Genomic DNA, 15,457 nt, shown 5'->3' on the forward strand with positions numbered 1-15,457 from the left:
CAGAGGAGCAGGGTGTGAACACGGTCAAGGGCACGGAACGTCCGCAGGCGGCAACGCCGATGGACAAGCTGTGGCAGGATACCAGTGCAGAGCGCGCCAGCCACGAGCCCGCGTTGGTGATCGACGTCGCCGGCTTCGAAGGCCCGCTCGACCTGCTGCTCTATCTCGCCCGCAACCAGAAGGTCGACCTGTCCCGCATTTCCGTATTGGCGCTCGCCGAACAATATCTGCAGTTCGTCGAAAGCGCCCGGCGCATCCGCATCGAGCTTGCTGCCGACTATCTCGTCATGGCGGCATGGCTTGCCTATCTCAAGTCACGCCTGCTTATTCCCCAGCAGGTCAAGGATGACGGTCCCTCCGGCGAGGAAATGGCGGCAACGCTCGCCTTCCGCCTGAAACGCCTAGAAGCCATGCGCCAGGCGGCGGAGGGTCTCGTCAACCGCAACCGCCTCGGCCGCGATATCTTCGCCCGCGGCGCGCCGGAGCATATTCCGGACCGGCAGCAGTCCGCTTACGCGGCGAGCCTTTACGATCTTTTGACCGCATATGCGGCGCTGCGCCAGCGCCACGCCGTTACCCAGGTGACGATCGAGAGGCGCAATGTCTGGTCGCTGACCGACGCCCGCGAACTGTTGACTCAGATGATCGGCGAGGTCGGCGACTGGACGGCGATGGAGCATTATCTGCTGCGCTATCTCGCCGCACCGGAGGAACGCGTCACGGCGATTGCCAGCGCCTTCGCCGCCTCGCTGGAACTGGTGCGCGAGGGTAAACTCGAAATTCGTCAGGACGGCGCCTTTCAGCCGATCTATATGCGCCGCGGTCCCAAGCATGCAACGCTGCAGGTCGTGGAACAGGAGCGGCCGGCTTGATCGATCCCAGAAGCGAAGAGAATTTCGAGGAGGACGGCCGCGACATGCAGGCCGAGATCGAGGCTGAGCGTGTCGCCGAGGCGCTGGTCTTTGCCTCCTCGCAACCGGTTTCCGAAGGTTTTATCGCCGAGCGGCTGCCCAGAAACACCAATGTGCATGCGATCATGCTGCGACTGAAGGAGCAGTATGCGCCTCGCGGCGTCAATCTGGTGCAGGTCGAGGGCGCCTGGGCCTTCCGCACCGCCGCCGATCTCTCCTTCGTCATCCGCCGCGATGACAATGAGGTGAAGAAGCTTTCGCGCGCCGCGTTGGAGGTGCTGGCGATCATTGCCTATCACCAGCCGGTGACGCGTGCCGAAATCGAGGACATTCGCGGCGTTCAGACCTCGCGCGGCACGCTTGATGTGCTTATGGAAGCCGGCTGGGTGCGGTTTCGCGGCCGTCGGCGTACGCCGGGCCGGCCGGTGACCTTGGGCACGACACGCGATTTTCTCGACCATTTCGGACTGGAAGAGTTGCGCGATCTGCCTGGCCTCGAAGAATTGAAGGGGGCCGGCCTACTGTCAGGCCGCATTCCGGCGAATTTCAACATTCCATCGCCGTCGATGAACGACGAACTGACCGAGGACGAGGATCCGATCACCCAGATGGATCTCGAAGAACTCGGGTTGCTCGCTCCCCGTTCTACCTCCGAAGATTGAAGGACTTCGTCTTGCTTTTGCCATGCATGACGAAAACAATGATGCTCACGATTTTTTGGCGGGTCTGTGGCTTGTCACAAAGGGCGATACCGTGACATTAAGCGCAGTTCAAAGGGCTTGATGTTGGAAACGGTGTCAGAAATTCTTACATCGTGGGAACATCGAAACAGGGAGTTAGAGTGATGATGGGTTCTTTTAGCATGTGGCACTGGCTGATCGTCTTGGTCATCGTGCTGTTGCTGTTCGGTCGCGGCAAGATTCCGGAACTGATGGGCGATGTTGCCAAGGGCATCAAGAGCTTCAAGAAGGGTATGACGGACGAAGACGCGCCGGAAACGGCCAAGACGGTCGATCACAAAGCCGACGAAACCAAGTAATCAAGTCCGGGAAAAGCGCAGCCCCCGCGCTTCCCGTCCAGGAGCCTTGCATGTTGGATATAGGCTGGACCGAACTGTTGGTTATCGCGGTCGTGCTGATCGTCGTTGTCGGTCCGAAGGATTTGCCGCCGATGCTGCGCGCTTTCGGCAAGATGACGCAGCGCGCCCGCAAGATGGCGGGTGAATTCCGTACCCAGTTCGATGAAGCGCTACGTGAATCTGAGCTTGACGATGTCCGCCAGACGATCGGCGACGCACAAAAGCTCAATCCGGTGAACAGCCTGCGCGAGGCGATGAACCCTCTTCGCCAGATGGGCAACGAGATCAAGGCTGACCTGCAGAAGGCGACGGTGGCTTCGGAAAATAAGACCGAGGTGCCGCCGGCTGCCGTCTCGGCCCCGACGCCGTCAATGAGCCTGCCCGAAACCCCGCCGCTGGTGCCGGTGACCACACCCGCATCGGAACCCGTCGCCGCAGCGGCTCTCCAGGCCGATACGGTCGCCGAGAAGCCGAAGGCCGTGCGCAAGCCGCGCGCCAAGGCTGTCGATAAGACCGATGCCGCTTCCGCCATTGCGGCGCCCGTGGAAAGGCCAAAGCGCACGGTGGTGGCCAGGAAACCTGCAACGCCCCGGAAGCCGGCGCAGACGAAGAAGAAGGACGAGGCATGAGCGGTGATATCGAAGACAAGCCGCAGCCGTTGATTGAGCACCTGATGGAGCTGCGTACGCGGCTGATGTGGTCGATCGGCGCGTTCTTTATTGCCTTCATCGTGTGCTTCTTTTTCGCCAAGCACATCTTCAACTACCTGGTCTATCCCTATAAGCTCGCTGTCAGCTGGGCCAACCTCGATGTCGAGAAGGCGCAGCTCATCTACACCGCGCCGCAGGAATTCTTCTTCACGCAGGTCAAGGTCGCCATGTTCGGTGGCCTTGTCATCGCTTTTCCGATCATCGCGGCCCAGATCTACAAGTTCGTCGCTCCAGGCCTCTACAAGAATGAACGGGCGGCCTTCCTGCCGTTCCTGATCGCTTCCCCACTTCTGTTCCTCTTGGGCGCCGCGCTGGTCTATTTTTTCTTCACGCCTATGGTCATGTGGTTCTTCCTGTCGATGCAGCAGGCGCCGGGCCAAGACGAGGTAGCAATCTCGCTTCTGCCGAAGGTGTCGGAATATCTGAGCCTGATCATGACGCTGGTCTTCTCCTTCGGCCTCGTCTTCCAGCTGCCTGTTGTCACGACACTACTTGCCCGTGTCGGCCTGCTGACGTCGGAATGGCTCGCCGAAAAGCGTAAATTCGCCATCGTGCTCGCCTTCGTCGTTGCTGCCGTGCTGACGCCGCCGGATCCCTTGTCCCAGATCGGTCTTGCGATACCGGCAATCCTTCTCTACGAGATTTCCATTTACGCGGCACGACTCGTGGAGCGTCAGCGTTCCCAACGGGCACTTGACGAGGCTTCTGGTTCCTCCGACGTCGCCAAGACGGACAGTGTCTGAGCGGTTCCTGACTTTCCCCTGAGGTCTGCCGTTTCCTGTCCGGTCGGTTTCTCCGGCCGGTCATTTCTATTGCAACGAGTTGGAACGACGATGCTCGATATCAAATGGATCCGTGAGAATCCCGAAGCGCTCGATGCCGCCCTTGCCAAGCGCGGTGCGGAACCTCTGGCCCAAAGTCTCGTCGCCCTCGATGAAAAGCGCCGCTCTGCTGTGCAGAAAGCGCAGGATATGCTGTCGCGCCGCAACCTTGCCTCTAAGGAAATCGGCGCGGCGATGGCCCAGAAGAACGGCGAACTCGCCGAGAAGCTGAAGGCCGAGGTGGCCGAACTGAAGACCCTGCTGCCTGCGATCGAGGAGGAAGAACGGCAACTGACGGCCGAACTCAACGACGCGCTTTCGCGCGTCCCGAATGTCCCCTTCGACGATGTTCCAGTCGGCAAGGACGAGCACGACAATGTCGTCACCCGTGTCGTCGGCGAAAAGCCGCGCTGGAACCACACGCCGAAAGAGCACTTCGAAATCGGTGAGGCGCTCGGCTATATGGACTTTGAGCGCGCCGCCAAGCTGTCCGGTGCGCGCTTCACGGTTCTGACAGGACCGCTCGCCAGGCTCGAACGGGCGCTCGGCCAATTCATGATCGATCTCCACACAAGCGAGCACGGCTATACCGAAGTCAGCTCGCCGCTGATGGTCCGCGCTGAAGCGCTGTTCGGCACGGGCAACCTGCCGAAGTTCGAAGAGGATCTCTTCAAGACGACGGATAGCCGCTATCTCATTCCGACCGCGGAGGTGACGCTGACCAATCTGGTGCGCGAGGAAATCCTCGACCAGGAAAAGCTGCCGCTGCGTTTCACGGCGCTGACCCCATCCTTCCGGTCGGAAGCGGGCTCTGCCGGTCGTGACACCCGCGGCATGCTGCGCCAGCACCAGTTCTGGAAATGCGAACTTGTCTCGATCACCGACGCCGAGAGCTCGATCGCCGAGCATGAGAGGATGACCGCCTGCGCGGAGGAGGTGCTGAAGCGCCTCGGGCTGCATTTCCGCACGGTGACCCTTTGCACCGGCGATATGGGCTTTGGCTCGCGCAAGACCTACGATCTCGAAGTATGGCTCCCGGGGCAGAATGCCTACCGGGAAATCTCTTCCTGCTCTGTCTGCGGCGATTTCCAGGCCCGGCGAATGAATGCGCGCTATCGCGGCAAGGACGACAAGAGCAACAAGTTCGTCCACACGCTGAACGGTTCCGGCACCGCCGTCGGCCGCTGCCTAATCGCCGTCCTCGAAAATTATCTGAATGAAGACGGCACCGTCACGATTCCGGACGTTTTGCTGCCTTATATGGGCGGAATGACCAAGATCGAACGGGCGGCCTGAGGCGATGCGCATCCTGCTCACGAATGACGATGGCATCCACGCCGAAGGCCTTGCTGCGCTGGAGCGGATCGCCCGTACACTGTCCGACGATGTCTGGATCGTGGCGCCGGAAACCGATCAGAGCGGCCTGGCGCATTCGTTGAGCCTGTCCGAGCCGTTGCGGCTGCGCAAGATTTCCGACAAACATTTCGCGCTGCGCGGTACGCCGACCGACTGCGTCATCATGGGCATCAGGCAGGTGATGGACATCAAGCCCGATCTCGTTCTCTCCGGCGTGAATTCGGGTTCGAATGTTGCAGACGATGTGACCTATTCCGGCACGATCGCGGGCGCGATCGAGGGCACGATGCAGGGCGTGCGATCCTTTGCACTGAGCCAGGCCTATCTCTATGAGGACGGCGCGCGCATCGTCCCCTGGGAGGTGTGCGAAACGCATGCGCCGGCACTTCTGGAAAAGCTGATGGTGCTGGACCTGCCGGAGGGCACGTTCCTCAATCTCAACTTCCCGAACTGCCGTCCCGACGAGGTCGACGGCGCCGAGGTCACCATGCAGGGCAAGCTCGCCTTCAACCTGCAGGTCGACGCCCGCTCCGACGGCCGGGGATTTCCCTATTACTGGCTCAAGTTCGGCGAACGCGCCGGTGCCTTCATCGAAGGTACCGATATCCACGCCTTGAAGCATAACAAGATTTCGGTAACGCCTTTGAAACTGGATTTGACCGATTATTCCGTGACGGACCGCGTGGCGCGGGCCCTGGGATACGGAGCACGGGTTTGACGGCAAGACTGGCGGAGAAGGAGGGCTTCGCGGCGCTCGTCCTCAGACTGCGCGCCGAAGGCATCTCCGATCTCGATCTGCTGACGGCGGTCGAGCAGACGCAGCGCTCGTTGTTCGTGCCGCCGCAATTTGCCGAGGACGCCTATTCCAGCCGGACGATACCGATCGAATGCGGCTCCTTCCTGGAAGGCATCGATTTTGTCGTTCGCATTCTGCATCACCTGAAACTCAAACCGGGGCAGCGCGTTCTGGAAGTCGGAACCGGCAGCGGCTTCACCGCCGCTGTCATGGGCCGTCTGGCCGAACGTGTTCTGTCGATCGATCGCTATAAGACGCTAACGACGGCTGCGCAGCGGCGCATGGAATCGCTCGGGCTGCGCAACGTCGTCATCCGCCAGGCCGACGGCAGCGCCGGCATGCAAGGTGAGGGCACTTTCGACCGTATTCTGGTAACCGCTGCATTCAATGCTATGCCGCGCTTTTATAGCGACCAGCTCGTTTCCGGTGGTTCGATGATTGCCCCGCTGATGATTTCCGAGAATGAGTGTCGCATGGTGCGGCTGACGAAAACCGGCAGCCGTTTCGAACGCGAAGAACTGTTCGAAGCCCCTTATCTGCCGATCGTACCGCGACTCGCCTCGCTGCTGTAGATGCGCGGTTCGAAAGCTGGCACGCATCCTTTGGCACCATGTTCCAGACACTGCGATTTTTCACCCGTAAGCTATGGTTATCAACTTCTCAAAAATATCGCACTGATTCCAGCGTCTTAACCGCGTGGTAATACTAACGCGTTTTAATAGACTCACAAATGGTTGCGTTCTCAGTGGGTCGAGTCAATGCGTTTCAGTCTTTCGCCGAAGTTCGGTAAGTCGGCCGGTAATCTCCTGGTTGTTGGCCTGCTGGCGAGTGCCGCAACGGGCTGCAGTTCCGATGTGACACGGTTCGGCGGCTTGTTTTCCTCCTCGGGGCAGGATCAGATTACCACAAGTTCCATTCCGCGCGGCGGTCGGCAAGGTGATCCGGTGCCGCGCGCCGATCTCGGCGGCCCCGTTGTCGCCAGTCAGTCGGGTTACGGCGGCGGCAATGCTGCGCTGAATCAACCCTATCCGGCGCGCCCCGGTTACGATCCGGTCCCGACGTCGAGCGCCCGCATGGCTTCCTCGCCCGTCTCGATACAGCGCTCCGAACTTGCGGCTCCAACGGCTGCTGCGCCATCCCGCCAGCGGGAGAGAGAAGTCGCGCTCGCCCAGCCTTTCCCGGCTTCGGCGCAGCCTGAAACGGCGCGGCTCGTAGCGCCCGCTGCTCCGAAGCCGGCGCCCGATTCTCTGACGACGGGTACGACGCCGAAGATTTCCGGCTGGTCCGCGACCAACGCGCCTTCCGTCACGCTGCGTCCAGGTGAGAGCATTGCGACCTTATCCCGGCGCTTTGGTGTTCCGGAAAAGGAAATCCTGCGAGTCAATAACCTAAAGGTGGCTTCGGCGGCCAAGGCCGGCCAGGCAATCCTGATCCCGACTTTCAACGGTGGCAATGCCGCCAAGGCGGCTTCGCAGGCGGCCGATCTTTCCAAGCCCGGCAATATGCCAGACCCGGCCAAGGCGCCGGAACAGAAGGTCGCCGTCGTCCCGGGCGCCAATTCCGCACGGGACAAGACCATGGCGAGCGCCGATTCGACCGGCAAGCTTCCGGCTGGCGCCGGCAAGGATCCGAAGGCGCCTGCCGGCAGCTATGTCGTTAAGCAGGGCGATTCCCTGGCAAAGATCGCCAAGGCGACCGGCACTAACATCGACGATCTCAAGACTGCCAATAATCTTTCGGCGAATTCGCTGCGTATCGGCCAGGCTCTGAAAATCCCGAACGGCAGTGCCGACACGGTCAAGACCGCTTCCATCCCGGCTGAGAAGGTCGAGCCGAAACCGGCTGATCCGGCGCCCGCCCAGCAGACTGCGTCGGTTCAGACCGCGTCCGTTCAGCCTGCGCCCTACAAGGCGCCGGTCGCCACCCAGACCGTCGACGAGGTCGAGAAGAAGTCCGACGTCAGTTCCGACGCGCCGGAATCGACCGGCATCGGCAAATATCGCTGGCCGGTTCGCGGCCAGGTCATTGCCGCCTACGGCGCCAACGTCAACGGCAATCGCAACGACGGCATCGACATTTCGGTGCCGCAGGGCACGCCGATCAAGGCTGCCGAAAACGGCGTCGTCATCTATGCCGGCAACGGCCTGAAGGAACTCGGCAATACGGTTCTCGTCCGTCACGACGACGGCACCGTCACTGTCTACGGCAACGCCGACACGTTGAGCGTCGCCCGCGGTCAGAAGATCCAGCGCGGTCAGACCGTCGCCGTCTCGGGCATGAGCGGCGACGTCAAGCAGCCACAGGTCCATTTCGAGGTGCGCAAGGACGCGTCGCCGGTCAACCCGATGACTTTCCTGGAATAGGTAGAGCGTACCAGGGAGCGCAAAAGCCCGGCCACCAGCCGGGCTTTTGTCATTTTCGATCTCTTCGCATAGACTCCGATTCGGGGGCGCCTATGCCTGGTCGATATGAACGCGCAGACGTCCGGCGAGATCCTGGATATATTGCCAGGCGACGCGGCCGGAGCGCGCGCCGCGCGTCGTTGCCCATTCCAGCGCCTCGGCATGCATCTTATTGCGGTCGAGGCCAAGCTTGAAGTGATCGGCATAGCCGTCGATCATGCCGAGATAGTCTTCCTGGCTGCATTTATGAAAGCCGAGCCAAAGACCGAAGCGATCGGACAGCGAGACCTTTTCCTCGACGGCTTCAGATGGATTGATGGCCGTCGACTGTTCGTTTTCCATCATGTGACGCGGCAGAAGATGGCGCCGATTCGACGTGGCGTAGAAGAGCACATTGTCAGGCCGTCCCTCGACGCCGCCGTCGAGTGCAGCCTTCAGCGACTTGTAGGCGGTGTCGTCATGATCGAAGGAGAGGTCGTCGCAGAAGACGATCACACGGTACGGCGTGTCCTTCAGGAGGTCGAGCAGGTTGGGCAGGCTGGCAATATCCTCGCGATGTACCTCGACCAGTTTCAACGGGACGCCGCTTTCGCGCCTGACATCCTCATGCACCGCCTTGACCAGCGATGATTTGCCCATGCCGCGCGCGCCCCAGAGCAGCACGTTATTGGCGACATAACCCTCGGCGAAGCGCACCGTATTCTCATGCAGGATATCGCGCACGTGGTCGACGCCGCGGATGAGCTTCAGCGCCACCCGATTCGGCTTCTTCACCGGCTGCAGATACTGACGCGACGGCGCCCAAATGAAACAGTCGGCCGCATTCCACTCATTGACGGCAGGTGCCGGCCCGGCTAGACGCTGCACGGCATCAGCGAGCCTTTTCAGCTCGGCAAGCAGGGCGGTGTTGATTTCCTCGGTCATCGCAAGCCTCCTGATTTCTCGCTGCGGCAAGCCGCTTTGATCTTTCGATGCCGCCTACCATGGCCTTTTCCCGGCCGAAAGGTTATGAGGCAGCGGAATCGGTACTCTTTCCGGCTGTTTCTGTTGCATTCATCCAAGCTGCAACTATAGTCCGGCAACCTGAAAAAGCAGGCGGAGTTCCGCCGTAGAAGCCTGAGGAGTTTAGCATGTTCATCACCCCGGCATTCGCCCAGACTGCGACCGATACCGCAACAGGATTCGGCGGTTCCGGTTTCGAAATGATCATCCTTTTCGTGCCGCTTATGGTCGTCTGGTACTTCCTGCTGATCCGGCCGCAACGGGCGCAGGCAAAGAAGCGCGAGGAAACCTTGAAGGCCATTCGCCGCGGCGATCAGATCGTGACGGGCGGTGGTCTCGTCGGCAAGGTGACCAAGGTCGTCGACGACAAGGAAGTCGAAGTCGAAATTGCTGAAGGCGTGCGCGTGCGCATTGTTCGCAGCGGCATTTCGGACGTTCGCGTCAAGGGTGAGCCTGTCAAAGCCGACGCGGCGTAACAAGCGATAACGGCGAAGAGCCGGATCGGAAGATCGTCGAGAGAATGTTGCATTTTTCCCGCTGGAAAACACTTCTGATTTGGCTGGTCGCCCTTGCAGCCATCATCATCGCTGCGCCCAATCTGCTCGGCGAGGCGCAGCGTTCCTCTCTGCCGGGATGGTTGCGAAACAGCCGCGTCACGCTCGGTCTCGACCTGCAGGGCGGCTCGCATATCGTCCTAAAGGTCGAGCGTTCCGATATCGTCAAGGACCGCTTGGAAGAGGCGGTCGCCAAAGTGCGCAACGCGTTGCGGGGCGCCGGCATTCGCTATACCGGCCTGACCGGCAACGGCCAGACCGTCACTGTCCGGGTTACCGATCTGGCCGAGACGCAAAAGGCGGTCGATCTGCTGAAGCCTCTGACCATGGCCGGCGAGCAGTCGGAGCCTGGGATTTCGCTGCAGCAGGGCGCGGAGGGACAGCTTTCGCTGCAGATTTCCGACGCCGGCATTGCCGCCGACATTGCCTCCGCCCGCGGCCGCTCGCTCGATATTGTCGGCCGCCGCCTGGCGCAATCGGGCTACGATCATTTCCTCCTCCGCCCCGATGGCGACGACCGGATCGTCGTCCAGGTGCTGGGATCGGTCGATGCCGAGCGGGTGAAAAACATCCTGAACCAGCGGGCCAAGCTTTCCTTTCATCTCCTTGACGAAAGCATGTCCGGACAGGAGGCTCTGAGCGGCCGCTGGCCGGCCACTTCCGAGGTGCTTTATTCGCTCGACGATCCGCCGGTTCCTTATCTGGTCGACCGCATTGCATTCGTCACCGGCAGCAACATGGTCAATGTCGAGCCTGTCGTCGATCCGCAGACCCAGGATACCTCGATCGCCTATCGCCTTGATGCGGAAGGCACGCAGCGGCTGGCGCAGGCGACAACGCAAAATATCGGCAAGCACCTTGCCATCGTCTTTGACGACCAGGTGATGTCGGCGCCGGTCATCGATGCGGCGATCACCGACGGTGAGGGCCGGATTTCGGCAAACTTCTCAGAGGATGGCGTTCGCGATCTTGCGGTGATGTTGCGCGCCGGCGCCTTGCCGGCGACGCTGACGAGCGTCGAGGAGCGCAGCGTCAGCCCGAGCTTCGGCGCCGACTCCATCTTCTCCGGCCTGGTCGCCGGTCTCGTCGCAGTCGTGCTGGTCGCAGCATTGATGATCGCGCTCTACCGCATTCTCGGCGTCATCGCCGTCGTCTCGCTCGTCTTCAATCTGATCTTCATCGTCGCTGCGCTCAGCCTTGCCGGCGCGACACTGACTTTGCCCGGTATTGCCGGCATCGTGCTTATTGTCGGCATGGCGGTCGATGCCAACGTGCTGATCTATGAGCGCATACGCGAAGAGCAAAGAGCCAGCCCCTCCTTTGAGCAGGCCGTCGGCCGCGGCTTTTCGCGCGCTTTCGCAACGATCATTGACGCGAATGCCACGATCTTCATCGCCGCCATCATTCTCCTCTTCCTCGGCAGCGAATCCATTCGCGGTTTCGCAGTCACGCTGGCGGTCGGCATTGCGACGACCGTCATCACTGCTTTCACGCTGACGCGCTCGATTGTCGCCGCCTGGCTGAAAGCGCGCCATCCCAGGCATCTGCCGAAGAGCGTTCTCGCGCATCTTTTCGAGCACGCCAATGTGCGTTTCATGGGGATCCGCCGTTACGTCTTCACCGCGTCGGCAGTGATCTCGCTGATCGCCATGGCGGCATTTGCCACCGTTGGCCTGCAGCTCGGTATCGATTTCACGGGCGGCTCGCTCATCGAGGTGACGGCGAAGCAGGGCAGTGCTGACATCGCCGACCTCAGATTGCGTCTGGATGATCTCAATCTTGGCGAGGTCAGCGTCGAGCCTACGGGCGGGCGATCGAATGCGCGGATTCGCATCGCGTCGCAGGGCGGCGGCGAGAACGCCGAGCAATCGGCGGCCACGCTGGTGCGCGGCGAACTCGAGGCCGATTACGATTTTCGCCGCGTCGAGGTTGTCGGTCCCGCCATCTCGGGCGAATTGACGATGATGGCGACGCTCGGTGTCGCAGCCGCACTCTCGGCCATTCTGATCTACATCTGGATCCGCTTCGAATGGCAGTTCGCAGTCGGCGCCATCATTGCCACGCTGCACGACGTCATCATCATGCTCGGTCTCTTCGTGCTGACCGGCATCGAGTTTAACCTGACGAGCATCGCAGCCATGCTGACGATCGTCGGTTATTCACTGAACGACACGGTCGTCGTCTATGACCGGATGCGCGAGAATCTTCAACGATACAGGAAGATGCCGCTGCCGATCCTGATCGACGCCTCGATCAATCAGACATTGTCGCGCACCGTCCTGACCGCGGCGACGACGCTGCTTGCGCTGCTTGCGCTGTATCTGTTCGGCGGCGACGTCATCCGCTCCTTCTCCTTTGCGATGCTCATCGGAGTCGCTCTCGGCACTTTCTCTTCGATCTACATCGCTGCTCCCGTATTGATCGTCTTCCGGCTGCGGCAGGAAGGTCCTGACGAAGAAGAGAGCAACAAGACGGATGCCGGTGTAAGATCCGGCACGGTGGTTTGAAAATATGGCAAAAGGCATAGAAATCCGCGCGGCGCATTTTCCCGGCCGGGCTCCGATCGACACATACGGCAATGGCGGTTTCCGTTTTGCCGACATGTCGCATCGCGGCTCGATCCTTTGCCTGCCCTCCGGCATTCACGGTTGGGACATGGATATGTCGAAGCCGCTGTCGCTTGAAAATTTCCGCCGCGTGCTGGAAGAGGCAGCTGAAATTGAGGTTCTGCTCGTCGGTACGGGAACCGAGCTTCGCCGTCTGCCCGACGAATTGAAGCAGGCGCTGAAGACGCGCGGCATCTCTTCCGATCCGATGAGCACGGGTGCCGCGGTGCGCACCTTCAACATTATGCTTTCGGAGCAGCGCGCCGTCGCAGCGGCATTGATTGCGGTCTGACGATGGCTGACGCGAAAATAGCGACCAACCAGGACATCTGCCTGGCGATGCTGCGCGACAATGATCGCGACCGCTATCTCGCCTGTCTCTTGTCGCCGGAGGAGAAGCGCGGTGCGCTAGCGGCCCTTTACGCGTTCAATGCGGAACTCGCCCGCATCCGAGACCTGGTGCATGAGCCGCTGCCTGGCGAGGTGCGCATGCAATACTGGCGCGACCTGCTGGAAGGCAATGCGCATGGCTCGACGGCGGCCAATCCCGTCGCCGCGGCGCTTCTGACGGCGATAGAGGCCCATCGCCTGCCGCGCAAGACGCTGGTTGACATGATCGACGCCCGCACCTTCGACCTCTATGACGATCCGATGGAGACGCGGGTCTCGCTTGAAGGTTATGCCGGCGAAACGGCCTCCGCGCTGATCCAGCTCGCAAGCCTCGTGCTTTCGCCGGAGGAGGCTCCGCGATCGGCGGATGCCGCCGGCCATGCAGGCGTCGCACAAGCGATTGCCGGGCTGTTGCTGCTGATGCCGCTGCACCGCCGCCGCGGCCAGATCTATATTCCGCTGCAGATCCTTTCCGCCACCGGACTTAACCGCGACGCCTTCCTCGCCGGCGAAGACCGGCCGCGCATCTCCGCCGCCATCGAGGCCTTTGCCGGCCTCGGCCTTGAGCATCTGGCAAAGGCGAGAGGGGCAGGGTCGATTCCGCCAGCTCTGTTCCCTGCCTTCCTGCCCGCGACCCTGGCCGAACCGGTGCTCCTCAAGGCGCAGAGGCGGGGGGCTTTCCTGTTCGACTGGCCGCTGCAGTCGCCGCAATGGCGCCGCCAACTTAGAATGGCGCTGGCGGCAGCCCGCAGGAAAATCTGACACAGGTCAAATTCGCGCAAGTCTCGCGCGCTACAAGACCCTCAACACGATCCTTTGAACGGAGACTCGGCGTGGGCATTATCGTCTGGTGCGTTCTTTTCGCCATCGTCATCTTCTTTGCTTTCGTTGCAACACGAATGGCTGCGCAAAACAAGGAGGACAGTCTGCACGACACGGGGCTGGCCATCATCGAGTTCGGCCGTGCCTTTCCCAACGAGGCGATCCGCCAGCTGCAGGCGACGAAAAACGGTCAGGCGATCTTCGTGCGCCTGCACGACAACAAGGCCGGCCTCATGCGCAACATGGCGCGCCATTTCTCCTGCCATCTGATCGAGCCCGGCCGTGTGCGTGTCGCAAGCTCGGAGACCGGCAGGGGGTTGGAAATAGAATTTCTAGATGCGCCCAGCCACAACGGCAAATTCGAGTTCGCTTCAGCGAAGGAGGCGTCTGAAGTTGCGCTCTGGCTGCTCGGCAACTATATCGCCGAGCCGGATAAGGACCTGCCATCCGGCAATATTTCGGCAGCCAACAAGCAATAGAACAGCTCAGGCGCTTTCGGCAAACGTCGGCGTCTGACCGAGCCAGGCGGCGCAGTCTGCAAGCGCACGACGTGCGATCAACTGCCGCTTCATGATCGTTTTATCCTTGCCGCGGAAGCGCTTGACGCCCTCGGGTTTGACGATTGAGCCGGGCTCAAGCTCTGGAAATAGCCCGAAATTGATGTTCATCGGCTGAAACGAGCGCTTGCCCGGTTCCTCGTCGGTGACGATGTGCCCGCCAGTGATATGGCCGAGCAGCGAACCGAGGGCTGTCGTAGCCGGCGGCAACGAGATCGCCTCGCCCTTACGTTCGGCGGCTGCGAAACGCCCCGCCATCAACCCGACGCTGGCACTTTCCACATAACCCTCGCAGCCGGTGATCTGGCCGGCAAAGCGCAAGCCTGGCCGCGATTTCAGCGTCAGCGACGGGTCCAGCAATGTGGGAGAATTGATATAGGTGTTGCGATGCAGGCCGCCGAGGCGCGCGAATTCCGCATTTTCCAGCCCCGGAATCATCCGGAAGATTTCCGCCTGCGCGCCGTATTTCAATTTCGTCTGGAAACCGACCATGTTGTAGAGCGTTCCGAGCGCGTTGTCCTGCCGCAACTGCACGACCGCATAGGCCTTTACGGTTGGGTTATGCGCGTTCGTCAGTCCCATCGGCTTCATCGGCCCGTGGCGCAGTGTCTCGCGACCGCGTTCAGCCATGACCTCGATCGGCAGGCAGCCGTCGAAATAAGGCGTGCCTTCCCATTCCTTGAAACCGACCGTGTCCCCCGATATCAGCGCATCGACGAAAGCATTGTACTGCGCTTCGTCCATCGGGCAGTTGATGTAATCCTTGCCCGTGCCGCCGGGGCCGACCTTGTCATAGCGCGACTGGTACCAGCAAATGTTCATGTCGATGCTGTCGCGGTAGACGATCGGCGCGATGGCATCGAAGAAAGCGAGCGAATCCTCGCCCGTTGCCGCCTGGATGGCGCTGGCGAGCGACGGCGCCGTCAGGGGCCCGGTGGCGACGATGGCGAGATCCCAGTCGCTTGGCGGCAGGCCGGTGATCTCTTCACGCATGACTGTGATAAGAGGGTGGTCGTGGATGGCGCGGGTCACGGCATCCGAGAAGCCGTCGCGATCGACGGCGAGCGCACCGCCGGCCGGTACCTGGTGGCGGTCGGCAGCGGCCATGATCAGCGAGCCCGCCATGCGCATTTCCGCGTGGATGACGCCGACGGCATTGCTGGTCGCATCGTCGGAACGGAAGGAATTGGAGCAGACGAGCTCGGCCAGACCGTCGGTCTTGTGCGCATCCGTGCCGCGCACGCCGCGCATTTCATGCAGAATGACGGGAACGCCCGCACTGGCGATCTGCCAGGCGGCTTCCGAACCGGCAAGCCCGCCGCCGACAACGTGGATAGGGGAATAGGAGGAGATCGTGTTCATTCCGGGCTGATATCATGTCGGCGGGTGCGATCCAACACCCCGGAATCAAAAACGGCGCCCTGATGGCGCCGTCTTGAAGCATCGTGCCGT

The 15,457-nt window shown here is 61.3% G+C and carries 16 protein-coding genes; 14 read left to right on the top strand and 2 right to left on the bottom strand.

Annotated features, from left to right (window positions below; all coding sequences use genetic code 11):
* Positions 1–14: 14 nt before the first annotated feature.
* The 9 genes from J2J98_RS09220 (at position 15) to J2J98_RS09260 (ending at position 8,035) form a co-directional block, all read left to right on the top strand.
* Positions 15–872 carry a segregation and condensation protein A gene (locus J2J98_RS09220; protein WP_064709193.1) on the top strand — a complete coding sequence of 286 codons (858 nt, stop codon included), beginning with the start codon at positions 15–17 and terminating at the stop codon, positions 870–872.
* Positions 869–1,573 (top strand): SMC-Scp complex subunit ScpB, encoded by a 705-nt coding sequence (gene scpB, locus J2J98_RS09225; RefSeq protein ID WP_207602914.1) that lies wholly within the window; start codon positions 869–871, stop codon positions 1,571–1,573. Before J2J98_RS09220 ends, scpB begins: the two co-directional genes overlap by 4 nt.
* A gap of 185 nt (positions 1,574–1,758) precedes the next feature.
* Positions 1,759–1,950, top strand: a complete 192-nt coding sequence (locus J2J98_RS09230) for a twin-arginine translocase TatA/TatE family subunit (RefSeq protein ID WP_064709192.1) — start codon at positions 1,759–1,761, stop codon at positions 1,948–1,950.
* A gap of 50 nt (positions 1,951–2,000) precedes the next feature.
* Positions 2,001–2,618, top strand: coding sequence for a Sec-independent protein translocase protein TatB (gene tatB / locus J2J98_RS09235; RefSeq protein ID WP_138394040.1), 618 nt, complete (start codon positions 2,001–2,003; stop codon positions 2,616–2,618).
* Positions 2,615–3,442: a twin-arginine translocase subunit TatC gene (gene tatC / locus J2J98_RS09240; RefSeq protein ID WP_138394041.1), complete on the top strand. Its 828-nt coding sequence runs from the start codon at positions 2,615–2,617 to the stop codon at positions 3,440–3,442. The genes tatB and tatC overlap by 4 nt, the downstream gene beginning before the upstream one ends.
* A gap of 90 nt (positions 3,443–3,532) precedes the next feature.
* Positions 3,533–4,816, top strand: a complete 1,284-nt coding sequence (gene serS, locus J2J98_RS09245; RefSeq protein ID WP_138394042.1) for a serine--tRNA ligase — start codon at positions 3,533–3,535, stop codon at positions 4,814–4,816.
* Between the two features lie 4 nt (positions 4,817–4,820).
* Entirely contained in the window at positions 4,821–5,594 is a 774-nt protein-coding gene (gene surE / locus J2J98_RS09250) for a 5'/3'-nucleotidase SurE (protein ID WP_207602915.1), read from the top strand.
* Positions 5,591–6,244: a protein-L-isoaspartate(D-aspartate) O-methyltransferase gene (locus tag J2J98_RS09255; protein ID WP_064709121.1), complete on the top strand. Its 654-nt coding sequence runs from the start codon at positions 5,591–5,593 to the stop codon at positions 6,242–6,244. The genes surE and J2J98_RS09255 overlap by 4 nt, the downstream gene beginning before the upstream one ends.
* A gap of 186 nt (positions 6,245–6,430) precedes the next feature.
* Positions 6,431–8,035, top strand: a complete 1,605-nt coding sequence (locus J2J98_RS09260; protein WP_207602916.1) for a M23 family metallopeptidase — start codon at positions 6,431–6,433, stop codon at positions 8,033–8,035.
* Positions 8,036–8,125: 90 nt separating this feature from the next.
* Here the strand turns inward: J2J98_RS09260 and J2J98_RS09265 are convergent, their stop codons facing one another.
* Positions 8,126–8,998 (bottom strand): ATP-binding protein, encoded by an 873-nt coding sequence (locus J2J98_RS09265; RefSeq protein WP_207602917.1) that lies wholly within the window; start codon positions 8,996–8,998, stop codon positions 8,126–8,128.
* 206 nt (positions 8,999–9,204) lie between these two features.
* On the opposite strand from J2J98_RS09265, the gene yajC reads away from it, so the two are divergent.
* The 5 genes from yajC to J2J98_RS09290 all read left to right on the top strand — a co-directional run bounded on the left by yajC (position 9,205) and on the right by J2J98_RS09290 (position 13,927).
* A complete protein-coding gene (gene yajC, locus J2J98_RS09270; protein WP_064696006.1) occupies positions 9,205–9,552 on the top strand; it encodes a preprotein translocase subunit YajC in 348 nt (115 codons plus the stop codon).
* 44 nt (positions 9,553–9,596) lie between these two features.
* A complete protein-coding gene (gene secDF / locus J2J98_RS09275) occupies positions 9,597–12,137 on the top strand; it encodes a protein translocase subunit SecDF (protein ID WP_207602918.1) in 2,541 nt (846 codons plus the stop codon).
* A gap of 4 nt (positions 12,138–12,141) precedes the next feature.
* Positions 12,142–12,528: an Mth938-like domain-containing protein gene (locus tag J2J98_RS09280; protein ID WP_138394047.1), complete on the top strand. Its 387-nt coding sequence runs from the start codon at positions 12,142–12,144 to the stop codon at positions 12,526–12,528.
* Between the two features lie 2 nt (positions 12,529–12,530).
* Positions 12,531–13,388 carry a phytoene/squalene synthase family protein gene (locus J2J98_RS09285; protein ID WP_207602919.1) on the top strand — a complete coding sequence of 286 codons (858 nt, stop codon included), beginning with the start codon at positions 12,531–12,533 and terminating at the stop codon, positions 13,386–13,388.
* A 71-nt stretch (positions 13,389–13,459) separates the two neighbouring features.
* A complete protein-coding gene (locus J2J98_RS09290) occupies positions 13,460–13,927 on the top strand; it encodes a hypothetical protein (protein ID WP_064709115.1) in 468 nt (155 codons plus the stop codon).
* A gap of 6 nt (positions 13,928–13,933) precedes the next feature.
* Here J2J98_RS09290 and trmFO read toward each other — a convergent pair whose 3' ends face one another.
* Positions 13,934–15,367, bottom strand: coding sequence for a methylenetetrahydrofolate--tRNA-(uracil(54)-C(5))-methyltransferase (FADH(2)-oxidizing) TrmFO (gene trmFO / locus J2J98_RS09295; RefSeq protein WP_207602920.1), 1,434 nt, complete (start codon positions 15,365–15,367; stop codon positions 13,934–13,936).
* Between the last annotated feature and the right edge of the window lie 90 nt (positions 15,368–15,457).

This window comes from Rhizobium bangladeshense (assembly GCF_017357245.1).
Taxonomy (GTDB): domain Bacteria; phylum Pseudomonadota; class Alphaproteobacteria; order Rhizobiales; family Rhizobiaceae; genus Rhizobium; species Rhizobium bangladeshense.